Below are 26,686 nucleotides of genomic sequence, written 5' to 3'. Positions count from 1 at the left end.
CAATCATATGGAACATGTTTCATACAATTATATAAAGAATATGAGGTTGAAAGATTATGCCAAATATTAGAGAAATCGCCAAAAGGGCGGGAGTAGGAATAGCCACAGTATCGAGATACATAAATAATACAGGATATGTAAGTGAAGAGGTAAAGTTGAAGATTCAAAAGGAGATCGATGAATCTGGATATACACCTAATGCATTGGCAAGAGCAATCTTTACTAAAAACTCTAAAACATTAGGTTTGATGATTCCTAATATTACAAACCCATTTTTTAATCAAATGGCTACTGTAATAGAAGAACATGCTAATAGATTTGGATATACACTGTTTTTATGTAATACAGAAGACAATGAGGAAAAAGAAAAGGAATATTTAGAGGTACTAAAAAGTCATAGGGTAGCAGGTATCATAGCTTCTAGGAGTATGTGTAAGGACGAATATCTGAATATTCAGATTCCAGTTATTTCTTTTGAAAATCATATATCACCGTCTATTCTTACTATATCTTCTGATAACTATAAAGGAGGTAAAATGGCTTTTAACCATTTATATGAAAGAGGATGCAGAAATATCTTACATATAAAGGGGCCTAAGACTTTTGATGCTACTGAAATGAGATATCAGGGATTCATAGATGGTGCAAAGGAAAAAAATCTTGAAGTCCATGTTATAGGATTTGAAAGTGACTTCCAAGTTAAAATGCTTGAAGAAAATTTAAATAACATTATAAATATTGAAAAGTATGATGGAATATTTGTTTTTAATGATATTGCTGCAGCTACAGTGATGAAGTATTTAAAGGAAAAAGGTATAAGAATTCCAGATGATATACAAATAATTGGATTTGATAATAGCTTTATATGTGAGTTAGTGCATCCTTCCTTGACGACTATAGAGCAACCTATTAAGGATTTAGGTGCATTGGCAGTAGAATTTCTAATTGATTTAATTAATGGTGAAGACATAGTCATTAAAAATTATTTAGTAGAAACAAAATTAATCCAAAGAGAATCAACTTTTTTATCATCAGAAGTAATGTCTCAATCATTGGTAGACTAGTTAATGTGGTAAATCATTCAGAATAATGCTGAATTTTACAAATAAATATTATTAGGAGGAAAATTTAATGAAGAGATACTCAAGAAAAATATTAGCATTTATCTCACTATTAATGATTTTATCATTAGTAGCAGCATGTAGTCCAAAAGGAAATAATCAATCAGCTAGTGATGGAGAAGATGTATTTGAAATAGTAATGGTAGCAAAACATGAAGGTATTCCATGGTTTGATGATATGAGAAAGGGAGTAGAAGAGTTTAATAATGAATATAAAGGAAAAGTAAAAGCTTGGCAGATTGCTCCTGAAGGTGGAGACCCTGCTAAACAAGTACAAATGGTTGAAGACTTAATAGCACAAGGTGTAGATGCTATAGCTGTTGTTCCAAATGATCCAGATGCTATGAGACCAGTTTTAGAAAGAGCTAAAGAAAAAGGAATAATAATCATTAGTCATGAAGCTGCTGGTTTAGCAGATGTAATAGATTATGATGTTGAAGCTTTTGACAATAAATCCTTCGGAGTACTTATGTTTGATGAGTTGGCAAAGGCTATGGGTGGTAAAGGTAAATTTGCTGCCATGGTTGGTGGATTAACCATGGAAACTCATATGGAGTGGTATAATGCTGGAATGGAACATATTAAAGCCAATTATCCTGATATGACACCTATATCTGAGCAACCATATGAAGACAAGAATGATGATAAAATTGCTAGAGATAAAGCCCTTGAAATATTAAATGCACATCCTGATTTACAAGGATTTGTAGGAACTTCAGTTTCAGCAGGAAGCAATATGGCTTCTGTTCTAAAGGAAAGAAACAATACTGATGTTAAAGTTGTTAGTTTAGGTATTCCTTCTGTATCAGGTCCTTATCTTGAGGATGGTTTTATGGCACATGCTCAAACTTGGAGACCAGCAGATGCTGGTTATGCAAGTGTGAATCTTGCGTACAAAATTCTTGCTGGAGAAGAAATTAAAGATGGAATAGATTTAGGTAGACCTGGATATGAAAGTATTAAAATCACAGATAAAGTTGTATATGGTAATGCTCCTTTGGAATTAAAAAAAGGAACATTTGAACCTGGAAAATATCCATTCTAATTTGTGCAACATAAAGACAAAGGAATAAAAACTTTTCCTTTGTCTTTATTATCATAAGATGGGAGAGAATTTAATGGGAAACATATTATCAGCAAAGAATATTTCCAAGAGTTTTGATGGAGTTCATGCTCTTAAAAACATTAATGTAGAAATTGAAAAGGGCAATATTAAATGCCTTGCAGGTGAAAATGGTTGTGGTAAGTCAACCCTTGTTAAGATCCTGTCTGGTGTCTATACACCTGATAAAGGGTCAATAAATATTGAAGATAGAAGTTATAGTTGTCTAACTCCAATAACTGCAATAGAAGAAGGCATTCAGGTTATTTACCAAGATTTATCTTTATTTTTGCATATGAGTGTTGCCGAAAATATTGCTATGAATAAAATGATTTACAGCAAAAGTAAATTTATAAATTGGAAAGAAATATATAGAATTGCTGGGGAACAATTAGATAAAATAGGTGCGTCTTTAGATTTAAATGCCCCAATTAGAAATTTATCTATAGCTAATAGACAATTAGTAGCAATTTGTAGGGCTTTAAGTTTAGATGCAAAGGTTTTATTCATGGATGAACCAACTACTGCCTTGACAAAAAAAGAAGTAGATAGATTATTATCTATTGTTTTAGGATTAAAACAAAAGGGTATTTCTGTTGTTTTTATAAGTCATAAATTAAATGAGATTTTTGAAGTATCAGATAGTATAACTGTTATTAGAGATGGTGAAAAGGTAGGAGATTTTACTGCTAATGAGCTCAATCCTAAAAGCTTATCTTATTATATGACTGGAAGAGAGATTGGGTATTCAAGATACAAAAAGACATATTCAAAAGATGATAAAATTTTAGAAGTAAAAAGCCTTACTAAAAAAGGTATGTTTGAAGATATTAATTTCACCCTTAAAAAGGGAGATATTTTGGGGATTACAGGTTTGTTAGGTTCTGGTAGGACGGAAATTGCACTATCATTATTTGGATTAAATCCTATTGATAGTGGTAATGTTATAATTGATAATAAGCCTGTGGATATAGATTCGCCAACTAAGGCTATGGAGCATGGTATAGCTCTTTTACCTGAAGATAGGTTAACTCAGGGTTTATTTCTTGAAAGTAGTGCTAAGTTTAATATAGGTGCTACCATACTGAATGAGCTTAGAAATAATTTTGGAGTAATAGATAAGAATAAGCAAGAAAAAATCTCTACAGAAGTTGTAAATAATATGAATGTAAATAATAAGGATATAGAATTACATGTAAAGAAGTTATCTGGAGGAAATCAACAGAAAATTGTTCTTGGAAAATGGATGGTTACTGATCCCAAGGTATTTATATTAGATACACCTACTGTAGGAGTTGATATAGGGTCAAAATCTGAAATATATGATAAGATTCAAGAAAATGCAAATAAAGGCATGGGAATTATACTTATTTCAGATGAAATAGAAGAAATATTAGCAAACTGTAATAAAGTGATAATAATGCATGAAGGTAAGATTATTAAATATTTAGATGAAGATGATCTTGATAATGATAATGTTCAGGACAAGATTTTTGAAATTATTAACAATCCATTAGGGGGGCTAGAAGATGAATAAAAGGTTTAGAAAACTAAAACCAATGGAGAAATATTTAATAAGTATATTGGCAGTATATATATTAATTGTTAGTACCGTAAGTAAAAACTTTTTGTCTATGAATACGTTATTTGACCTGCTCAGGACATCTTCAGGAACATTAATATTAGCTGCTGGTGCTTTGGTAGTTTTAATATCTGGAGGAATTGATGTTTCTTTTACTGCCATTGCAGTAGTAAGTGGATATTCATCTATACGATTGATGCTTAGTCTGGGAATTGATAATATTTATTTTGCATTATTGTTCTCTGCTTTTATAGGATGTTGTCTAGGAATTATAAATGCTTTAATAATTCATTTTTTCAAATTATCTACATTTATTGTTACCTTAGGGACATCTAGTGTTTTCTATGGATTTATGACTACCTTTATAGGTACAAGCAGTATTTCTGTGGCTGATAAACCACAGTCTTTGTTTAATTTCGGGAAGGCTCGATTATTTACAATTACCAATGGTTCTGGATCTTATGGAATTCCATTATTCTTTGTAATAGCTGTAGTTATTCTTACTGTTACTTGGTTTATTTTATATAGAACTATATTGGGACGTAGTATTTTTGCAATTGGAAATTCAGAGGAATCAGCTCTTAGGGCAGGAATAAATATACTTAAAACAAAATTATTTGTTTATACCTATATGGGATTACTATCAGGTATTATGGGTATAGTTTATTTTTCTGAAATAGATTTAATAAATCCTGTATCCTTAGTTGGAAGTGAATTGATGGTTATAGCTGCTGTAGTTATAGGTGGAATACGATTAACTGGTGGTGAAGGTACTATTTTAGGTGCAATTTTTGGAGTAGGAATTATTCAAATATTTAAATCTACTCTTGTATTTTTGGGATTATCAACTTCATGGAATGATTTATTCATTGGAATAATTCTTATAGCAAGTGTTTCTATTATATCTTATCAAGAACGAAAGAATAATAGAAAACAGTTAATATTTACTAAATGATTAAGTAAGAGGTGATTAATTTGAAACCGACACATGAAAAGTATCATAAGTTTAATGGTATCCTAAAAAATGATACAAATATGCTTGTTTTATTGGGAGTATTCACTACAGTAACTTTATTTCTTGGTATTACATTGAAGGGTAAGTTTTTTTCTATAAATAATTTTCAATCTATGGCTTTTCAAATCAGTGAATTTGGATTTTTAGCTATTGCTATGTCACTAGCTATGTTAACTGGAGGAATTGATCTTTCGATAGTAGCAAATGCAGGGCTTTCAGGTATAATAGCAGCTTTTGTACTATCAGGTAAATTTTTTAATATAGAAAGTGTTAGTAGTGGAGTTACTATATTAATTGCAGTTTTAGCTGCATTAGCATGCTCAACTTTATGTGGATTATTCAACGGAATATTAATATCAAAACTATCTATTCCACCAATATTAGCTACCCTTGGGACTATGATATTATATACAGGAATAGGTATGGCCCTAACTAATGGTGAAAGTGTTAGAGTTGGCATAAGAGAATTTTCGAAGCTTAGTTCAAAGACATTATTTGATATTCCATATATATTTATTTTACTGGTTATTACCTTTATTATAGTGTCATTTATATTATCTAAGACAAAGTTTGGAAGTGAAATATATATGGTGGGTCAAAACTCAGTAGCTTTAAGATTTTCAGGAGTTGATGCTGAAAAGGTGCTAATAAAAACCTATGCTATGATTGGATTTTTAGTAGGTATCTCGTCTTTAATTATAATTTCTAGAGTTAACTCTGCTAGAATGGGATTTGGAGATACTTATCAATTACAAACAATTTTAGTAGCTGTATTAGGAGGTATTGATCCAGATGGAGGTAAAGGGAAATTATTTGGCGTTGCCTTAGGAATAACAGTTTTACAATTTCTTCAAAGTGCATTTACAATATTTCAATTTACGCCATATTCCAAAAAGCTGATATGGGGGATATTGTTATTAGCTGTAATGATTACAAACTTTTTCATTGACAATGGAAAATCATTGAAATTATCAAGAAAAATAAAAGCTAATTAAATTGGAGGAGTCTAATATGAAATTTAATTTAGTATACAAAATTATTTTAGAAGAATTGGATCAAGTATTTGAAAGAATTGACTACAAAGACATAGAACATTTTATGGATATGATAAATAAATCCGATAGAATATTTTTGATGGGAGTAGGAAGAGAAGGACTTGCAACTCGTGCCTTTGCCATGAGATTAATGCATTATGGAAAAGAAGTGCATTGGTGTTGGGATGATACAACTCCTGCTGTCAGAAAAGATGATCTTTTTATTTTCACGTCAGGGTCTGGGGAAATAGGGCATATCCATTATGTAGTAAATGAAATTAAAAAGGTTGGAGCCAATATAGCTCTTATAACAGGAGTTCCTGATAGGAAGACAGCAGAACTAGCAGATTTTGTTCTATGGGTACCTGCAAGTGTTTATAAAGGAAAAGATAATGTAGTACCATCCATTCAACCTATGGGAAATTTATTTGAACAATCCTTGTTTATACTATTTGATATGATTATTATGAGTCTTGTAGATAATAGTGAGACTACTTTTGAGGAAATGTCAAATCGTCATAGAAATTTTGAATAATCATTTAAAATAGATATTGAGAGAAGGGATATAGATGTACTTTATTGGAGTTGATGTTGGAACTACATCGGTAAAAATACTTGCTATAGATGAATTAGGTAAAATTATAAAAACCGTTACCAAGGAATATCCTATTTACTTCCCTCAACCAATGTGGTCTGAACAAAATCCAGAGGACTGGTGGCAGCAGACTTTAAAGGGTTTAGATGAATTATTTAGGGGAATTAACAAGGCGGAAGTTAAGGGCATAGGATTAAGTGGTCAAATGCACGGGCTAGTTATCCTTGGTGAGGAAGATGAAGTCATTAGACCAGCCATACTTTGGAATGACCAAAGAACTGAAAAGGAATGTTATTATCTAAATAATATCGTTGGTAAAGCAAAGATTTCAGATTGGACTGGCAATATTGCATTAACAGGCTTTACTGCTCCTAAGATATTATGGGTAAGAGAAAATGAACCAGATAATTTTAATAGGATTAAAAAAATTATGCTGCCAAAGGATTATTTGGCATATAAAATCAGTGGTGAATGTGCAACTGATATGTCCGATGCATCAGGAACTCTATACTTAGATGTTAAAAATAGAAAATGGTCTAATGAGATGTTAAGTGTTTTAGGAATCTCAATAGAACAATTGCCTAGACTTTATGAGTCCTTTGAGGTTATTGGAAATATAAAGGAAGATTTAGCTGAAAGACTAGAATTACCAAAGGATGTAAAGATAGTAATTGGTGGTGGAGATCAGGCAGTTGCAGCCGTTGGTGGTGGAATAGTAGGAGAAAATGCATGCTCAGTATCTTTAGGAACATCTGGCGTGGTTTTCGCAAATTCGGAGGATTTTGTAGTAGATAATAATAACAGACTTCATTCATTCTGTAATGCAAATGGTAAATATCATGTCATGGGAGTTACCTTGGCAGCGGCAGCTTCTCTAAAGTGGTGGGTTGAAAATGTAAATGAATCTGATTTTGATAGTTTATTGGATGAAGCAAAGAATGTAAAAATAGATAATAATATTTTCTTCTTACCCTATTTAATAGGTGAAAGAACTCCTCATAATGATCCAAATGCTAGAGGTACCTTTATAGGGATGAATATGACAACTAAAAGAAAAGATATGACTAGAGCCATTCTAGAGGGTGTAGCATTTTCCCTTCGTGATACCTTTGAAATTATGAGGGATATGGGAATGAATATTGCTGAGATCACCATCAATGGCGGTGGAGGAAGGTCTGATTTGTGGTGCCAAATCATGGCAGATGTATTAAATGTAAAGGTTAACAAAGTAAATTCAGATGACGGCCCTGCATATGGAGCTGCAATTTTAGCTACTGTAGGATATGGATTATTTAAATCTGTAGATGAAGCTTGTAACACTTTTATAAAAATAACTGATACAATTCATCCAAGAGAAGACAGTGTATTGTTCTATGATGAAAAATATAATAAATTCAGGAAAATTTATCCTAATGTAAAGGATTTATTTAAAGAATTAGCTATATAAAACTAACAGAGCTCAAAAAAGAGCTCTGTTTTTAAACCTTATTAAATCCCTTAAAATTATATATTAAGTAAAAGCAAAGGATATGAATATGAATTTCTTTTATCTTTTAGTATATACTAAATATATCTAAAGATGAAAGGAAGGCATTTATGGAACAAAAATATATTGTAATAGCTGAAAATAAATTTTCTCAACCTATGGCAAGAGAAGATGCTATAAAAGCAGTAAAAGCATATGACCAAAAAGGTATAACTGGCTATATTGTATCTGAAGAAGAAGCCAGAAGAATTAAGGATCCTAGTAATTTTAATGAACCTAAATGGGAATAAAATTAAGTCATTACTCCAGAAAGCTTCTGGAGTTTTTTTATTGATTTACCCTAAACTGGACAATACTGGGATATTTGCTATAATTGTGGTATTAGTTAATCAAATTTATTTATAGGGAGATGTAGGATTTACAATAATTAAAATACGGAGGAAATAAAACTATGAGTAATTTACCAAATTGTCCTAAATGTAATTCCGAATACACTTATGAAGATAGAGATCTTTTTGTTTGTCCAGAGTGTGCTTATGAGTGGAATCAAGAATCAGAGGATGAAAATAATGAAAATCAAAAGATTGTAAAAGACGCAAATGGAAATATCTTAAATGATGGAGATACTATAACAGTAATCAAAGACCTTAAAGTAAAGGGAAGTTCATCAGTTGTAAAAATAGGTACTAAAGTCAAAAATATACGTTTAGTTGATGGAGATCATGATATTGATTGTAAAATTGATGGATTTGGAGCTATGAAGCTGAAATCTGAATTCGTTAAAAAACTATAGAATATATAAAACTATATAAGTATCTTAAGGATATCTTACGTTCCAGTCTGAATAAAAAAATCATCACTAACCTATAATAAAATATATGGGAGGTGGTGTGATGGAAGATAAAAATAAGCTTTCTCAAGTAACTTTAGCTAATATAGATAATGAAGAGTTAAAAGAAATACAAAACCTTGAACAAAAACTTGATGATAAATATTATATTCTTGCATTTAAGAAAACGGAAAATGAAACATTTTCTTAATTAGGAAATACCTTCTAGTATTATGCTACTAGAAGGTATTTTTTATAACTCATATTAAATTTCTAGCATATTTTGATTTTTTAAATAGAGTTTAATTTATATGAGTTTCAAGAAATTACTTTATAATTGCTTTAAGACAAATTTTTTATTTGCCGTATTTATAAAATTTGGTATAATCATGGCAAAGGGGGTAATGAACTTGAATATTGGTATTGATATAGGAGGAACTAATATAGGGGCTGGGCTTTTGGATGAAGATTTAAATATAATTTATAGAATAGAAATTCCTACTAGTAAAGATAGGGGTTATGATTTTGTCAAGTCTCAAATCATATCAATTATAGAAGATATGATATCCAAAGCCTCTAAATTAAATCATAAAATAGATTCTATTGGTATTGGTTTACCTGGGATTGTAGATATAGAGGGTAATAATGTTATATATAATGCTAATCTTAATTGGAACAATGTTCCTCTTGGAAAAAATCTAAGACATAGATTTGATATTCCAATAGATATAGAAAATGATGCTACCATTGCTGGAATCGCAGAATCTGCATTGGGGGTTATGAAGGGCTATTCTAATTCAGTTTTTATTACTCTCGGAACTGGAGTAGGTGGAGGAATTATTATCAATCATAAGGTATATACAGGAAGTCATGGTTTAGGCTCTGAAATAGGTCATATGATAGTGGGAGAAAACTTTTACGATTGTAATTGCGGGAATAATGGATGTCTAGAAACCTTTATATCTTCAACAGCAGTACGGAGATATGTCATAAATGAAATAGAGCATGGTTTTATAAATACCAGCATATTGAAAAATGTCAATAGTATTGAAGAAATAGATACTAAGTTAATATTTGAATGTGCAGAATTAGGTGATGAATTATCTAACAAGGCAGTGAATAGGATGGCTAAATACCTTGCTATAGGAATAGCAAATATTATCAATATTATAGATCCAGATATTATAGCCATAGGTGGAGGGGTAGCAAAGGCAGGAGATTTCTTTTTAGATAGAGTAAAGGATCTACTGCCTAGATATATTCTATTTAAAGAATTAGACTTTGGAGAAATTAAACTTGCCAAATTAGGTAATGATGCAGGAATTATAGGTGCAGCTATGTTAAAAGAATATAAATAGTAGGACTAAAATGTATGCTTTTGTAGTATGATATTGAATAATGTAGTCTTTATCCATTTTCATTATGCAAAATTACAGGTGAGTATAGACATAATAGGGTATTTACGATTGTTATATTTCAGTTCCGATAGTTTTATCTAAGTTAATTACTAATCTATAAAAGAGGGCTTAAGTCCCCTTTCATATTTCCAAAAATCTTCCACATACATACAAAAAAACATATATTTCCCGGGAAAAATACAAAAAATATATAAAAAATAGACAAGTGTCAAAACTTGTCTATTGGAATTTACCGTTGCCTTCTGGATTTCCGTAGTTTAAATCATCTCTTATCATGAGTACTACTGTAGGCTTGTGTAAACCTATATATTCATATAAATTCATTTCCTTATAATGTCTTAGATCTAAGATTCTTGTTTCATTAAAATGATAATATAGGAGTGGCTCCAATGCATTGGTGAATGAATCGCCGAATATAAGTAAATTTGGCAAATCCTCTCTATTGGTGTCTATAATTATCTCCTTTTGGTCTCCCCCCATATATATATTATAGGAGGGGTTTTCATCATTATTAATATAATATAATTTAGGATCTAATACTCCGTTGGTATATTTCTCATAGTCTATAGGGGTCCTCGGATATGCAATAGATACTTTTTCATCTGTTGGATGAAGGAAATAAAGTTGTCTATTTCGACTACCAAGTATTGGTTTATCTAAAGTAACTATATCTAATTCTTCTATGTCTAGAGGTTTTCCAATATCTAAGCCAAGGTCATTTCTTAACCTATCTATAATCTCTACATATGTTCTATAGGAACCTTTAAAACTAAAATGATGATCAGTCTTTAAATAATTTTCATTATTTTGGTCTTTTTTGAATACTTCATTCATATTAATATAGTTTATATTATTTTTTTCTAGATTATTAAACATCTTATTTTCATTTTCTACAAAATATCCTTCTTTATTTTCAAAATAGTTTTGGTATCTTGATTTGAAAAAGGATGATTGACCAGGCAATCCTACAAAATAAAATTCTCCGCCATTAGCTTTAATATGATTCTGTAGATTCTTCATATTTTCTGTCATTGCATTTAAGTTGTTTAAGTAATACTCCAAATTATTAGACAGTTCCTCTGTATAAAAAGGAAGTAAAGTATCCTCTTTTCCTATAATTATATTATTTATTTTGTGTTTACCTAAGACTTTCATATTAAGCAGAGTATATGATTTTATTAGATAATCTCTGCCTATTATATGATCTGATATATAGTTTTCCCATTCACTGAAGTATTGTCCATTCAAGAGTCTTTCATTGCTATACTGTGGCAATGGTGCTAGAGTTCTATTCTCTATATTAGAGACATTGACATTATATCTCATAGCTGTTAGTATGGGAATGGCAAATATTACTAGCAGAAATATTAATATTATTTTATATCTTAGAAATTTTTTCATTAGCTTTTCTCCTTAGGTTGAAGTCATTTTAATTATATATTATTGTGTCACTGTTTTCAATATTAGAGATATTTATTAATGAAAGGCCAATGCTAATAGGACTTTTAGTTAGGTTTAATATGTCGAAAAGTGGGTATATTTCCAAAATACAAATGAAAAGGGGTGAGTTTATTGCTTAAAAAAAGGAATTCTATTAAGGGTAAAATACTTACCATGTCAATTTTGGTTCTAATTGTTTCCAATATTGCCATTGGGTTATTGGGATACACTATTTCAAAGAGGCAATTAAATGGAAAAGGGGAAATAATTCTAGAAAATGCTGTAGAAGCGGCCATTCAAATGATTGATCTGGCACAACAAGGTGTAGAGAAAGGTTTATATACTCTTCCACAGGCTCAGGAAATGATAAAAGAGAAATTACTTGGTAAAATAACAGCTGAAGGTACTCGACCTATAGATTCCCCCTTGGATTTAGGAGAAAATGGATACTTTGTTGTATATAGTCAAGAGGGAGATGAGATTGCACATCCTAGCTTAGAAGGTAAAAATGTCTGGGACGTAAAGGATAAGTCTAAGGAAGAAGTTTTACTTGCGCAAGATAGTATAGCTAAGGCTAAAAGTGGCGGAGGTTTTACATACTATGACTGGTTTTTACCTCATAGTGAAAACATAGGAAGAAAGATTGTATATAATAAACTAGATCCTAATTGGGGATGGGTTGTAACAGCGGGAAGCTATGAAATGGATTTTAATAAAGGAGCATTAAATGTCCTTAAATATACAAGTATTGGAGTAGTGATTTTCCTTGTTTTAGTAACTGTAATTATGTATAACTTTTCTCATAAAATGGGTAAGGCATTGGAGACAGTTACAATCCGCGCAGAGAATATTGCTAGCCTAGATGTAAGTGAAAATATATCGGAAGCTTTAATTAATCGAAATGATGAGATTGGAATGTTGGCTAATTCTTTCCAGAGGATTATTGACAATCTTAGAGGCTTTGTGAAGCAGATATCTGATACATCAGAGCACCTTGCAATATCGTCAAAAGAGCTTACTATTTCAAGTGAACAATCAGCAGTATCAGCAAATGAGGTAGCCAGAGCTATTGAAGATATCGCCCAAGGAGCTACCCATCAGGCCATGGATACGGAAAATGGAGCAAAGCATATAAACGATTTAGGAGAGTTAGTGGAAAATAACGAAGAGTTTTTGAGAGAGTTAAATATTTCTACTGGGGAGATAGATAAATTAAAGGATGAAGGATTTGAAATTCTTAGGGAATTAATAAAAAATACTGAATCTAATAATAGAGCAACAATGAATATTCAAGATGTAATCTATAGCACAAATGAGAGTGCAGAGAAAATAGAAAAGGCTAGCAATATGATAAGAAGTATTGCTGAACAAACTAATCTATTGGCTTTAAATGCAGCCATAGAGGCAGCGAGGGCTGGAGAAGCAGGCAGAGGATTTGCAGTTGTAGCAGAGGAGATAAGGAAATTAGCAGAAGAGTCTAATGGATTTACTGAAGATATCACAGCGATTGTCAATGATCTAAGCAGTAAAACTCAAGAAGCTGTAGCTACTATGGATGAAGTAGCTAAAATTGCAGAGCTGCAAAGTGAAAGTGTAAGGGAAACTAATAATAAATTTATTGGAATTGCAAATGCTATTGAAAAGTCCAATGATGTAATTAGTTTTATCAATAAATCTGGAAAAGAGATTATGGACAAGAAGGATATTATTGTTGAAATAATTCAGACCTTATCAGCTATATCAGAGGAAAATGCAGCAGGAACTGAGGAGGCTTCAGCTTCTGTGGAAGAACAGACAGCAACTATGACCCAAATTGCTAATGCTAGTCAAATTTTAGGAGAGTTAGCATTTAGTATGCAGGAGAGTTTATCTAAATTTAAATATTAAGAGATAATATAAACGGATAAGGAAATTTCCTTATCCATTTTATAAATTACTTTGTTGATGCTATAGTCTTAGATAGCTCAATGATGCTTTCTGACAGTTGATTTAGTTTTCCCTCTATCCTAACTAATAGATATATAGATAAGACTATTGGAAAACCAAGGTTAGCTATTCCAGAATATATTTCACTCATTTAATCACCACCCCTTTAACAATTGACAATGTACAATTTACAATTGAAAGAATAAAAGATTAAGAGATTAAAATAAGGGGACATGTTGTCCCCTTATTTTAGATACTTAGCTTATTTACTGTTGTAGTTACTATTCTAGCTTCTTTTGCTTCTACTAGATTGAACATTTTAGAATCAAATATATTGCAAGTTATTATGGTATCCATAGCCTGAGATACTTCTTCAGGGGTTATATCTAGCCTTGGCTGATCGATACTAATCATAAACTTTTTGTTTGTTTCATCAAGAAACTCCATTTCTAATTTAGTCTTTTCCATTAAATCACCACCTTTCCTAAAACTTTTCACTATTGACTGCTTTTCTACTACTCTTCAATTAAACTAGTGGTTTCAATTCTTTGCACTTTCAATAAAGGTCTATTCTGTAGACTAGCTATAGCCTTAGCAGCAGCATGTAGATTTAAATCATCAGCTGTAGTCTTTATTTGTGCAAAGGTCTTAGGATGGACTTTTTGTTTTCCATTTACTACTCCATCATCAAACTCAAGTCTTAATGTTAATTTTTCCTTTAAAACATCAATTGCCATATTTTCACCTCCCTCTAATCAATTCATAGCCAAAGGCCACTTACGCAATTCACAGTTCACAATTAACAATTGAAAAGATAAAGATAGCGATACCAATACCAATTCAATTTATCCTTCATAAAACCTAGCTTTATTTGGATAGTCAACAGTGAATTATGTCTTACAACTATTAAATAGAAATAGAAAAGATAATTTACTATGGGAAATTAAATTTTTAAATAATATATAGCGGAAACACTAGATATAAATCTATGAAATAAGGAAAGCAGAGGATTTGAAGCCGGAGATGAGTTAAATGTCTCTATTGGTATTTTGATTTATATTTCTTTATAAATATAGTGCAGAATTTACAAAATTTTCAAAAAATAGCCACAAAATTCTAAATAAAGCAAAATAATATTAGTAGATTGTTTATCAGCTAATTAGGAGAATAAGACGTTAGCAATAGATATATTTCTGTTTATAGACATAAGAATGTATTTTATGATTAGCAGAAAGAAGTAGATAAAGAGATATTTTGTATGTAATAAAAAATTTTCTTATTAAATATGACAGATATATTTATAGAGTAACAATTATTAATGTTATTGTATATTTTTTAATCTGATAATGATTTAAAGTGGTATACATAAAAGCCCCTTTTTTAAAGGAATAAAAGGGTATTGACAATAATTTACATCTATTAAAGTGTGTCATAACTTGCTCCTAGACTTTGTTTTAAATTAAGTATTATCATATAAAAGAGACAAGTATAACTATTAAAGGAGGGGTATTTGTATGAAAAGACTGTTATCGCTGATTCTTTCTTTAATCATCCTTATGTCTACAGGCATAATTGTATTGGGGCAAGGGAGTGATTATGAAGACAATTGGGCGAAGAGTGAAATCAACTACATGAAAGATAAGGGAATTCTTTCAGGTTATCCAGATGGAACATTTAGACCTACTAACAACATGAGTAAATCAGAATTTTACAAAGTTGTTAATGGTATAATGGGTTTTACTCAAAGATCTGAGGTTAACTTTAATGATGTAAGTCCTACAGATTGGTACTATGATGAGGTACAAAAGGGAGTGGGGGCTAATTATATACTTCCAGGAACATCATTAAATGCTAATGAGAACATTACTAGGGGAGAAGTTGCCAGAATAATTGGCATTATTTTTGGAATAGAAGAGGACAAAGCTGAAGCGTCTAAATTTACAGATAGTTTAACTTTACCTGAGGAACTTAAAGGTGTTGTCGGTGGGTTAAAGAAAAATGGATATATAAATGGTTATCCAGATGGAACTTTTAGAGCAAATGCAGAGATTACAAGAGCTGAAGTAGTTAAGATGCTATATAACATTTCAGGTGAAATAGTTAATGTATCGGGAACTATAAATAAAAATACAAATACAAATCTTATAGTAAATACAAAAGATGTAATGCTGAAGGATATAGTAATCGGAGGAAATTTATACTTAACAGAAGGTATAGGGGAAGGCAATACAATTCTTGATAATGTAGTAGTAAAGGGTAAAGTAATTGTTAATGGAGGAGGATTAAATAGTTTAAGTATTATAAATTCCCAATTAAATTCAGTATCTGTCGATAAAAAGCAAGGGTTAGCAAATGTAGTTCTTTCTAACACAACAGTGGGAGAAGTTAAAATTGTAAAACAAATGAGATTAGAGCTTACTCAAGGAAGCTATATAAAGAAAGCTGAACTAAGGGATAAGGCAGATATTATATTAGCAAATGGCACATCAATAGATGACCTTAATGTAATTGGAGGAGATATAGTTATAGATTCAAAAGGTACAATAAAGTCTCTTAAATCAGGAAATCAAATTAAAGTTAACGGATCAACATTAAAAGCTAATGTAGAGTATAAGGTAGTAAATGGAAAGTTAGAAGAATCTAATCCAACTGTAGCATCGACCAAAAAGTCAACCACTACAAAGCCATCTACAAGACCAGACCCAGTAACATTAAACAGAATTTCGATTAAATCATTACCTGATAAGTTGGTTTATACAGTAGATGATGAGTTGGATATTACAGGTTTAGTTATAGAAGGAATATATAGTGATGGTAGTAGAGAAATAGAGAGAGTAACAAAATCTAGTATAACAGGGTTTGATAGTAGACAGCCAGCAGAAAGACAAGTTTTGACTATAAAAGTTGGGGGGAGAACTGCTACTTATACAATAAAGATTCAAGCAAATGATCCAATAAAACCAGAAGTAAATAAAAGAAAATTGGCAGAAGCAATAGCTGAAGCTAGAAGAAAGGATGAAGAAGATTATACAGAGGAATCTTGGAAACCATTTGAAGTAGCTTTAGATATAGCTATAGAGGTAAATGAAGATAATGAGGCTACACAAAGAGAAATTAATCAAGCATTATCAGAACTAAATGCCAGAATGAATGGATTGGTAAAAAGAGAAGGAGAAAATCCAGATCCAGAGCCTATAGAAGTAGATAAAACTGCATTAATAGCTGCTATAAATAGAGCAGAAGAAAAAAATGAAGAGGATTATACTCCAGAAACATGGGAACCATTTATTGAGGCTCTAGAAGCAGCAATAATAGTAAGAGATAATCCAGAAGCTACTCAAAGGGAAGTTAATGATGCACTATATGAATTAAATGACAAAAGGGATGCATTAGTAGAAGAAGAGCCATCAAATCCAGAACCAGTAGTAAATAAATCAGAATTAATAGCTGCAATAGATAGAGCAGAAAGAATGAATAAAGAAGATTATACAATAGAAACATGGGAGGACCTTGAAATAGCACTGGAAGCAGCTATAGAAGTTATAGAAGATTTAGAAGCTACTCAAAGTGAGGTAGATCGAGCATTAGAAAATTTAAATGCAGCAATAGAAGGCTTAAAAATGAAAGAAAATCCAGTAGAACCATCCATTACAAACATCCTACCAGATCAAGATATATCCCTTAAAGCTGGTGATGCATTAGAGGTCAGCTTTAATGCACCAGAAGGTGGTAGAGCTTACTTCAGATTACTTCTTCCATCTGATACGCATAGAAATAGAATGGCTGATGAAAAGGCTAATGAATATGAAATGGAAATGATAGAAACAAAGCCGGGATATTATTTAGGAACTTGGGTGGTAGGAGAAGAGATAAACGCATTGAATCTGGAAGTTGAAGTAAACTTTGTAAGTGCTGAAGGAGATAGAATAAGAGAGATAGCAGAAGGAAGAGTAAATATAACAATGGAAGATCCAGAGCCGGAAGTAGATAAAAGAGCATTGGAAGAAGCAATAGCAGAAGCTATGGCAAAGAAAGAAGATGATTATACGGAAGAATCTTGGAGAGACTTTGCAGAAGCTTTACAAGAGGCTATAGAGATAAATGAAAATGATGAAGCTACTCAGGAAGAAGTTAATATGGTATTAACTAGATTAAATACTTGTATGAGTGAATTGGTAGAGAAAGAAGGTCCTGTAGATCCAGTGGAAGAACCAAGAATAATGGTAGAGGTTCGTAATTCATCACCTAATTTTTTCCCAGCCTTAATTCAGATAAAGGTAGCGGTTGAAAATATAGCTAATGCTGGAAAGTATGATGTAGAATATCAGTTATCTGGAGGAGAAAATTCGAATACTTCTATATTTGATTTAGGTACATGGTCTACAGAATCATTTTTCTTCAATCCAAAAACTATAACGGATAAGGTAACTATTAGAATTTATGATGTTGAGAAGAATTTATTATACACATTTGCAGATGTAGTGTTAGTAAATCCAATGATTCCAAAATAATCATCCACAGTAATTCAAAATTACCTTGGATCAATCATTTTTTAAATGAATGATTAAATAAAATTTAAAGGGGGAAGCGATTTGAAGAGGATGAATAGGATTTTAGCATTATTACTTGTACTAACTCTGATAATACCAGGGTTCACCTTTGCAGAAAGTGAAAATTCAACTCAGGGGGAAACATTAACAAGAGCAATAGAAAAGTTTAAGGCTGATGAAAACGCTGAAAAGATTAAACTAGAGGACGAATTAGGAGAATTTTTTGAAGATGAGGATGAGGTCAGGATTATTGTGGAATTAAAATCTGATCCATCAATAGTTTACGCTACAGAAAGAAATTTAAGATATGAAGAAATGTCAAAATCTTCAATCAAAGAAATCGAAAGAAGAATAGATGATGAACAAACGCAGGTCAAGAAAAACATTGAATCCAGCAGAGTGGATATGAAGTTTATAAATAGCTTCAATACAACATTTAATGGATTCAGTGGTATGGTCAAATTTGGAGATATTAAGGTTATTGAAGGTTTGCCTCAAGTCAACAAAGTATATATATCTAATGAATATGAAAGACCAGAAATAAAACCTGATATGGATACATCCAAGGATATGATTGGAACACTTCCAACTTGGGACATAGGATATAAGGGTGAAGGTACTGTTGTGGCTATTATAGACTCTGGTATTGATCCAAGCCATAGAGATATGGTACTTAGTGAAGGAACTAATCCAAAGATCACTAGAGAAACATTGGAAGGAAAGAATTTGCTTGGTAAATATTATACTGAGAAGGTTCCTTATGGATATAACTATTATGACTTAAATAGCGAAATATTAGATTTAGGTCCAGATGCATCAATGCATGGCATGCATGTAGCTGGTACAGCAGGAGCAAATGGTGATATCGATAATGGAGGAATCAAAGGAGTAGCTCCAGAATGTCAATTACTTGCTATGAAGGTATTTTCCAATGATCCAATTTATTCAACTACATTCAGTGATATATATCTAGTAGCCATAGATGAGGCCATAAGACTTGGTGCTGATGTTTTAAATATGAGTCTAGGTTCAACAGCATCTTTCTATGTTCCAGAATCGGCAGAAGATGTTGCAATAACCAATGCTACAAATAATGGAATAGTATGCTCAGTTTCGGCAGGAAATTCTGGTTCAATGACCTATGGATGGACGGGAAACAGCGGATATCCATGGAAACAAAATCCTGACATAGGTGTAGTAGGTGCCCCAGGACTCAATAAAGATACTATACAGGTAGCATCAATTGAAAATACTCATCGAAAAGTAAATGGATTGACTTATATAAAAGATGATGAGGAATACAAGGTTCCAATGGCAATAGCAGGGAATATTAATCCAGCAACAGTACTCTCTGGGACTCAAGAGTTTATAGATGGTGGTTCAGGTCATCCGTCAGAACTTACTAATGTAGCTGGTAAAATAGCCCTAGTGGTTCGTGGTGGATTAACACCTAACTTTACTGAAAAAATAGAGAATGCTCAGAATGCAGGTGCAGTAGGTATTATAGTACGTAACCATGAAACTGGTGGAGAAGACTTAGTAAATATGGCTATACCAGATTCTCACACCATACCAGCAGTATTTATAGGTTATAACGGTGGGATAGCTTTATTAGAATTAGAAAATAAGGAAGTATTGTTTACAGATGAAATAATGACTATACCCAATATTAATGCAGGAAAAATGGCAGAATCTACATCATGGGGAGTTACTCCCTCATTAGATTTTAAGCCTGAAATAACAGCACCAGGTGCACAGATATATTCTACATTAAATGATAATGAATATGGAACAATGAGTGGTACTTCAATGGCAGCGCCTCATGTGGCAGGCGGCTCTGCTCTTGTTATGGAGTACATTAAAGAACATGAAATCTATGGTGAATTAGATTTATCAGAGCAAACTAGACTTGCTAAGGTACTATTGATGAATACAGCTATACCAGCATTGGATCAATATGAAACTGAATATTCACCTAGAAGACAAGGGGCAGGTATAATGGACCTTTATGGTGCAGTATCTACTCCAGTGAGAGTAGTAGATGACAGAACTAATGAAGCAAAGGTAGAATTAAAGGATTTTGAAGATACAGAGTTTACTATGAGATTTAAAGCTATAAATGATTCAAATACAGATGTAACATACAATGTAGATGTTACAGTTTTAGCAGATTATATTCATCCGTCAGGTTTGAATCTATTGCTATCTGATTATATCTACGATGCAGATATAGATAAACCAGATTCAGTTACTATTCCAGCAAATGGAGAATATGTATTTGAAGTGACTGTAGATATAGGAACAGATTCTACAGTTTATAGAAATATGTTTGTCGAAGGTTTTGTTACTTTGGTTGACCCTACCGATGAAAAACCAACACTTTCAGTTCCATATGTAGGATTTTATGGCGACTGGGGAGAACCTGCTATTCTTGATGGTATGAGATTTATTGATCCTACAGGAAGCTCTTATTTCAATGCATCAGGTATGTTATATTGGGATGCTAAAGATAATGGATATTTCTATACTACACCACATATATTCATGAATCCGGGAACAGTAGCTGGACGTGAGAGAGGTACTGGCAATATAATGCCGTATTTATCATTTATGAGAAATGCGGAATCAGTTAATTATAATATATTAGATAGTGAAGGTAATCTATTGAGAACTATCTTGATGCAGCAATACAAGAGAAAGAATTATATTAATGGAGGCATAAATCAACCTGTTGGAATGATTACTGCTGCACAGTGGGATGGAATAGTAAATGGTGAAGTTGTACCAGATGGAAACTATTTCTATGAAATCGCTGCTAAAATCCATTATGGCGGAGCAGAAGTACAATCTAAGAAGATTCCAATAACTATTGATACAATTGGACCAGAAATAAGCAATTTATTATATAATCCACAGACAAATAAGCTTACTTGGAATTCAGTGGACAAAGGCACAGGTATATTAGGATTCATGTTTAATATAAATGGACAGGAAATAGAAGCAGTTGTTCTTGGAGAAGAAGGAAAGACTTCATATGAATTAGATATGAAATCATATATAACTGATGCAAAAGAATATAATATAGAAGTAATATCCGTGGATAAATTATATAACACGAATCTTGCTGAACTTACTTTTAATATAGATAACACTCATCCATATATATATATCTACGAGCCTAAACTACTTGAAATGTATACTACGAATGATATATTATTTGAAGGCTATGTTGCAAATTTCTCATTATTAGATAAGGTACTCGTGAATAATGTTGAAGCTGATATTGAGTTTAAAGACCATGTGGATTTATATCACCCAGATGATCCAAGTACACGCATTTACTCAGGACCGGCATTTAAGTTTACAAAAACTTTAGCCATGGAAGATGGCTATCAAGAAGCTAAGATAGAGGCTGTATCCAAGACTGGAGCATCCAGTAGTTTAGTGAGAAGATTTTATGTAGACACTACTGATCCAGAGCTAAATATAGATATATTAAATATCGATGAAGAATCAAAAACAGCAGAACTAGAAATTACAATGATGGATAATTTGGGATATCTAGAGTTATTCCTAGGTGACAGTCAGATATATGTTTATGACTATCCTCTTGTTATAGTTGAGCCTGCTAATGAAACAATAAACCACACCATAAATCTTGTAGAAGGAGAGAATTATTTCCTATTTACTTTAAAGGACGGAGCAGGGCATAGTACAGTTAAATCTATAATTGTTAATCTAGAATCAGGAGAAGGACCACAAGAGCCATCTATTAGAAATATTAAACCATCAAGAGATGTTGAACTTGAAGCTGGCGGCTCTTTAAATATAAGCTTCAATGCTCCAACTGGCGGATCTGCATATTATAGAATACTGCTTCCACTTGAAGTAAGCAGAAGCAGCTATGGAACTCCAATGACTGAAGAATCATCCGGACTATATACAGCTACTTGGACAGCTCCAGATGGATTTATAGCATCAAATTTAGCAATAGAAGTAGTATATGTTGCTGAAGATGGCACTGAAATATTTGAAACAGCAGAAGGAAAAGTAACTGTGAAAGGGGCTATGAAGAATATCCCTGCAAACTCCATTATATTAGGGGATGAGGCATTTGATATGGACTTTTTAGATAATGATGCAAGTGCACAGAGAAAGTTAACTGAATGGTATAATGCTGGAAAGCCAGCTTATATCAAGCTTGGATCCAATACTATAGTGGATGAAGATGGTAATCTAGTAGATTTAGATATTTTACCAAATAGATTGATTCATAAAGATGCATTTGGAACCATAAGGATATTTGAGAGATATTAAAGTAAATAGAAATGTTACCCCTAAAAGATGTTTAGGGGTAACTTTCTTATTTAACTAGATATTGACAAATTATTGGAAAATAATATAAAAAAGTCAAGAAACTATAAGCACTTGCCATACTTTGATAAATATTAACAATATCTCAGAATATTAAGTAAATCATGACAATGAATGGAATAATTAAGGGGCGGTGATAAATTACTCCTTATGACATATATATAGAAATTAAAATAGTTTGCTAAAGTTTTACTTTTACATAATTAAAAAAAGGAGGTGTAAAAGAGATTAAATATTTTGCAAAAAACTAAAGGGGGGAATTGTTGAATGTCAAAGAACAAACAAGTAAGAAAAGTATTATCCCTAATAATAAGCCTTATTATGGTAATGGGATATTTTACATCCTTTGTTTATGCAGAGAACAACCAACTTAGTTCAGCAAAAGAAGATTTATATGAATTAGCTGCAAATAAGATTTCAGCTGAGGTAAAGGAAGACATAGATAATGAACATCTAGTGGAAATACTCATATATATGGCGGAACAAGTGGATACAGAAAGAGTAGCCCATGCTACAAGATCAGCTGTATCATCAGCTATGACGCCATATCAAACTAAGCTGGAAGTAAGAAGTGCCGTAGTGGAATCTCTAAAAGATACTGCAGAAATGACTCAAGCTAATGTTCTAAAATATTTAGAACAAGAGATGGAAAACGGAAATGTAGTAGAATTTACACCTTATCATATAGTTAATATGGTATATGTAAAAGCTACAAAGGAAGTAATAGAAAATCTTTCCTATATGCCAGAAGTAGATAAAATCTACAAAAATAAAACCCATACATTAGAAAACCCAGAGATGAGTAATGAAATAGAACCTACAGCTAATGGAGTAGAGTGGAATGTTGAAAAAGTAAAGGCGGATCAAGCATGGGATCTAGGATACGATGGAACAGGAGTAGTAGTAGCAAATATAGACTCAGGAGTAGATTGGACTCATCCAGCACTTAAGAATAAATGGAGAGGCTATGACCCAACTACAGGAGCTACAAGTGCTAATGGAAACTGGTTTGACCCTGTATACAACGCAGCATTACCAGCAGATTCAGACGACCATGGAACTCACGTAATGGGAACAATGGTTGGGCAAGAACCAGATGGATCTAATAAAATAGGTATGGCACCAGGGGCAAAATGGATAGCAGCAAGAGTATTTAATACTGCTGGTTCTACAACAGATGCTATATTATTATCAGCAGCACAATGGATGTTAGCACCAGGTGGAAATCCAGATAATGCTCCAGATGTGGTTAATAACTCATGGGGTGGAGGGGCTGGAATAGATGATTGGTACAGAGAGGCTGTTAGAAACTGGAGAGCAGCAGAGATATTTCCAGCATTTGCAGCAGGAAACCAAAGATTAGGGGAACCGGCGCCTTGGCCAGGATCTATATCATGCCCAGCTAACTATCCCGAATCCTTTGCAGTAGCTGCAACTGATAGAAATGATATAAGAGCATATTTCTCAAAACTTGGACCATCACCATATGATGAATCCTTAATTAAACCAAATATATCAGCACCAGGTGTAAATGTAAGATCATCTATACCTAATAATGGATATGGAAATAATTCAGGTACATCAATGGCAACTCCAGCAGTAGCAGGAGTAGTTGCACTGGTATTATCAGCTAATGCTTCTCTATCAGTAGCAGATGTTGAAGAAATTCTTCAAAATACAGCTACACCACTAACTGACTCCACATACCCAACAGCACCAAATATGGGTTATGGATATGGTATGGTAGATGCATTTGAAGCAGTATCATCCATAGCCACAGGAACAGGATATATTTCAGGTAGAGTATTGGTTCCTGGAGAAGATACATCAGAAGCAACTATAACTCATGAACAAGAAATATTTGAAACCTATATGGGTTCAGACATAGAAATCCTTGCAGAAATATCAGATGATGTTGCAATAACAGAAGCAGAGCTTCTAGTTAAACAACAAGGAAAATCCTATTGGATGGTAGCTCCAATGAATAGGATTTCAGGAGATCACAAGAATGGAATGTATAAAGGAACTATAACCCATGATATGTTAATGGGAGACAGTATTGTATATAAGATAAAAGTAAGAGACTATGCAGGAGATGTAGTAGTTACATCAGATTATAAAATAGATATAGAATTTGGTGTAATTCCAGGAGAATATACTCAAGGCTTCGAGAATAATGCTAATGGCTGGATATTCGATGGAGCATGGGAATGGGGAGTACCATCAAATGTTGGTCCGAATCCATTTGAAGGAGAAAAATTAGCAGCAACTACATTAGATGGAAACTATCCAAATAGTGCTGATAGCTGGATGATTACCCCTCCAATAGATTTAAGAGATGGAAATTTAGAAACTGCTTCACTAAGATTCTATGAGTGGTATGAGATGGAAAATAATTATGATAAAGGATATGTTCTAATCACAAATGATTATGGTGAAACTTGGACTGAAGCAAGGGGAATCATAACAGGCAATGCCATGAATTGGAAGGAATCACTTGTGAATCTTGGAAATTATATAGGATCTCAAGAACCAGTATTTGTAGCATTTAGATTTACATCTGATTCATCAGGTCAGAGAGCAGGATGGTATATAGACAATGTAAGACTAATGGCTCAAGATAATGATGCACCAGCAATACCTACTAATCTAACAGCAGAAGCTAATATGAGAGGAATTAAATTAAGCTGGAATCATTCGCCAGATGCTGATTTATCACATTATAATATTTATCGCTCAGAAACATCAGGTGAAGGATATGTTAAGATAGGAGAAATCAATAATAATAGCTTTATAGATTCAGAAACAAATCCTAACACAATGTACTACTATGTAATAAATGCAGAAGATTTATCAGGTAATATCAGTGAAAATACAGAGGAAGTATTTGCTACAGCTTTAGCATTTACTACTATATTTGGTACGGATTTTGAAAATAATGATGGAGGATTTACTACTGGGGGAACTGCTAACCCATGGGCGTGGGGAGTACCAACATCAGGACCTGATGGAGCTGCTTCAGGAACAAAACTATGGGCAACGAACTTAGGGGGCAACTATCCTATGAGCAGTGACAGCTATATAGTTAGTCCAGTTATAGTACTTCCAGAAGGAAGCAATTCGGTATTGACATTCAATCATTGGGTTGATATGGAAGGAACAACTACTTTATATGATTATGGGCAAGTACAAATCTCTACAGATGATGGAGCTACTTGGACCAATATAACTCCTGCAGAAGGTGGAAAATATGGTAGAAGAGTTCAAGCATGGGCTAATGAAGAGATATCCTTAGCTGCTTACGCTGGGAATACAGTAAAGATTAGATTCTTCTTCCATTCAGATGGCTCAGTTGCATATACGGGCTGGTATATAGATGATGTATTTGTTATGGTAGGTACTACAGAATCAGCATCAAAACCAGGACCAGTACAAGAAACAGAGTTGATAAGAAGAGATTCTAAGAAAGCAGATTATATAGAACCATCAGCACCTAATTATAAATTAAATAGAACAGGAACAAATAACTTTGAAACAATAGAAGATATAGAAGTTCAAAATATGCCAATGGTATTTGCAGGAATCCCAATATCTGATGCTGTAGTAACAGTATTGGAAACGGGAAGAAGTGTTAAAGTTGACCCTGTTACAGGTAAATTCTTTATGAGGTCTTCAATTGGTGAATATACTCTAGTAGCAGAAGCTTATGGATATTATTCTAAGGAAGCCAGAGTAAATGTAGTTGAAGACCAAACTGCAAAATCAAACTTCATATTAGAACCTAAACCACAAGGAACTATTACAGGCAGAGTATTTGACAGATATTATGAAACTCCGGCAGCTTATGCTGTAGTAAGAGTAGTAGAAGATCCAAGAGTAGGACCAGTTACAGCTGATGCAGAGGGATATTTCGTAATTCCTAATGTTCTAGAGGGAACATATACACTTAAGGTAGTAGCAGATGGATTTGAGCCAGGAGAAACTACAGTAGATGTAGCTGGAAATGAAACAGTAGATGTAAATATAGGATTAAAGAGATTTGTAGGTTATGAAGATAATATAATCTATGATGATGGAACAGCTGAAAATGCATTGGTACTAAATGCAGCACCTAATGGATTGGCAGTAAGATTTACACCAGATCAATTTGGTAAAGTAAAAGGTACAAATATTTACTTCTGGGATACTTCATGGCCAAGTCCGGGAGGAAACAG

At 32.6% G+C, this 26,686-nt stretch carries 19 protein-coding genes; 15 read left to right on the top strand and 4 right to left on the bottom strand.

The window, feature by feature from the left end:
• The first annotated feature begins 56 nt into the window (after window positions 1-56).
• The 11 genes from KQI38_RS13525 to KQI38_RS13475 all read left to right on the top strand — a co-directional run bounded on the left by KQI38_RS13525 (window position 57) and on the right by KQI38_RS13475 (window position 10,122).
• Complete coding sequence (locus KQI38_RS13525; protein ID WP_216560250.1) at window positions 57-1,064, top strand: LacI family DNA-binding transcriptional regulator; 1,008 nt, start codon at window positions 57-59, stop codon at window positions 1,062-1,064.
• A 67-nt stretch (window positions 1,065-1,131) separates the two neighbouring features.
• Window positions 1,132-2,166: an autoinducer 2 ABC transporter substrate-binding protein gene (locus KQI38_RS13520; RefSeq protein WP_216560247.1), complete on the top strand. Its 1,035-nt coding sequence runs from the start codon at window positions 1,132-1,134 to the stop codon at window positions 2,164-2,166.
• Between the two features lie 73 nt (window positions 2,167-2,239).
• Window positions 2,240-3,760 carry a sugar ABC transporter ATP-binding protein gene (locus KQI38_RS13515; protein WP_216560245.1) on the top strand — a complete coding sequence of 507 codons (1,521 nt, stop codon included), beginning with the start codon at window positions 2,240-2,242 and terminating at the stop codon, window positions 3,758-3,760.
• Window positions 3,753-4,760, top strand: a complete 1,008-nt coding sequence (locus KQI38_RS13510; RefSeq protein ID WP_216560241.1) for an ABC transporter permease — start codon at window positions 3,753-3,755, stop codon at window positions 4,758-4,760. Before KQI38_RS13515 ends, KQI38_RS13510 begins: the two co-directional genes overlap by 8 nt.
• A gap of 20 nt (window positions 4,761-4,780) precedes the next feature.
• Entirely contained in the window at window positions 4,781-5,815 is a 1,035-nt protein-coding gene (locus KQI38_RS13505) for an ABC transporter permease (protein WP_216560238.1), read from the top strand.
• 16 nt (window positions 5,816-5,831) lie between these two features.
• Window positions 5,832-6,389, top strand: coding sequence for a 6-phospho-3-hexuloisomerase (hxlB, locus tag KQI38_RS13500; protein ID WP_216560235.1), 558 nt, complete (start codon window positions 5,832-5,834; stop codon window positions 6,387-6,389).
• Between the two features lie 34 nt (window positions 6,390-6,423).
• Window positions 6,424-7,896, top strand: coding sequence for a xylulokinase (gene xylB / locus KQI38_RS13495; protein ID WP_216560232.1), 1,473 nt, complete (start codon window positions 6,424-6,426; stop codon window positions 7,894-7,896).
• A 149-nt stretch (window positions 7,897-8,045) separates the two neighbouring features.
• Complete coding sequence (locus KQI38_RS13490) at window positions 8,046-8,225, top strand: hypothetical protein (RefSeq protein ID WP_216560228.1); 180 nt, start codon at window positions 8,046-8,048, stop codon at window positions 8,223-8,225.
• Between the two features lie 161 nt (window positions 8,226-8,386).
• Window positions 8,387-8,728 (top strand): zinc ribbon domain-containing protein YjdM, encoded by a 342-nt coding sequence (locus KQI38_RS13485; protein ID WP_216560226.1) that lies wholly within the window; start codon window positions 8,387-8,389, stop codon window positions 8,726-8,728.
• Window positions 8,729-8,828: 100 nt separating this feature from the next.
• Window positions 8,829-8,975 (top strand): hypothetical protein, encoded by a 147-nt coding sequence (locus tag KQI38_RS13480; RefSeq protein WP_201259814.1) that lies wholly within the window; start codon window positions 8,829-8,831, stop codon window positions 8,973-8,975.
• A 199-nt stretch (window positions 8,976-9,174) separates the two neighbouring features.
• A complete protein-coding gene (locus KQI38_RS13475; RefSeq protein ID WP_216560224.1) occupies window positions 9,175-10,122 on the top strand; it encodes an ROK family protein in 948 nt (315 codons plus the stop codon).
• 279 nt (window positions 10,123-10,401) lie between these two features.
• Here KQI38_RS13475 and KQI38_RS13470 read toward each other — a convergent pair whose 3' ends face one another.
• Entirely contained in the window at window positions 10,402-11,583 is a 1,182-nt protein-coding gene (locus KQI38_RS13470) for an alginate O-acetyltransferase AlgX-related protein (RefSeq protein ID WP_216560222.1), read from the bottom strand.
• Between the two features lie 171 nt (window positions 11,584-11,754).
• On the opposite strand from KQI38_RS13470, the gene KQI38_RS13465 reads away from it, so the two are divergent.
• Window positions 11,755-13,509, top strand: coding sequence for a methyl-accepting chemotaxis protein (locus tag KQI38_RS13465; protein ID WP_216560220.1), 1,755 nt, complete (start codon window positions 11,755-11,757; stop codon window positions 13,507-13,509).
• A 46-nt stretch (window positions 13,510-13,555) separates the two neighbouring features.
• Here KQI38_RS13465 and KQI38_RS13460 read toward each other — a convergent pair whose 3' ends face one another.
• The 3 genes from KQI38_RS13460 to KQI38_RS13450 form a co-directional block, all read right to left on the bottom strand.
• Complete coding sequence (locus tag KQI38_RS13460) at window positions 13,556-13,699, bottom strand: YvrJ family protein (RefSeq protein WP_094901170.1); 144 nt, start codon at window positions 13,697-13,699, stop codon at window positions 13,556-13,558.
• Window positions 13,700-13,797: 98 nt separating this feature from the next.
• Window positions 13,798-14,016 carry a DUF2922 domain-containing protein gene (locus tag KQI38_RS13455; RefSeq protein WP_094901172.1) on the bottom strand — a complete coding sequence of 73 codons (219 nt, stop codon included), beginning with the start codon at window positions 14,014-14,016 and terminating at the stop codon, window positions 13,798-13,800.
• Between the two features lie 47 nt (window positions 14,017-14,063).
• A complete protein-coding gene (locus KQI38_RS13450; RefSeq protein ID WP_216560217.1) occupies window positions 14,064-14,285 on the bottom strand; it encodes a DUF1659 domain-containing protein in 222 nt (73 codons plus the stop codon).
• 777 nt (window positions 14,286-15,062) lie between these two features.
• On the opposite strand from KQI38_RS13450, the gene KQI38_RS13445 reads away from it, so the two are divergent.
• The 3 genes from KQI38_RS13445 to KQI38_RS13435 all read left to right on the top strand — a co-directional run.
• Entirely contained in the window at window positions 15,063-18,059 is a 2,997-nt protein-coding gene (locus KQI38_RS13445; RefSeq protein ID WP_216560214.1) for an S-layer homology domain-containing protein, read from the top strand.
• 90 nt (window positions 18,060-18,149) lie between these two features.
• Window positions 18,150-22,415 (top strand): S8 family serine peptidase, encoded by a 4,266-nt coding sequence (locus KQI38_RS13440; protein WP_246565858.1) that lies wholly within the window; start codon window positions 18,150-18,152, stop codon window positions 22,413-22,415.
• 324 nt (window positions 22,416-22,739) lie between these two features.
• On the top strand, window positions 22,740-26,686 hold a 3,947-nt coding region (locus KQI38_RS13435; RefSeq protein WP_216560208.1), incomplete at its 3' end, for a S8 family serine peptidase.

This window comes from Tissierella carlieri (assembly GCF_018917285.1).
GTDB classification, from domain to species: domain Bacteria; phylum Bacillota; class Clostridia; order Tissierellales; family Tissierellaceae; genus Tissierella; species Tissierella carlieri.
This window is presented reverse-complemented; position numbering and strand designations above follow the sequence as displayed.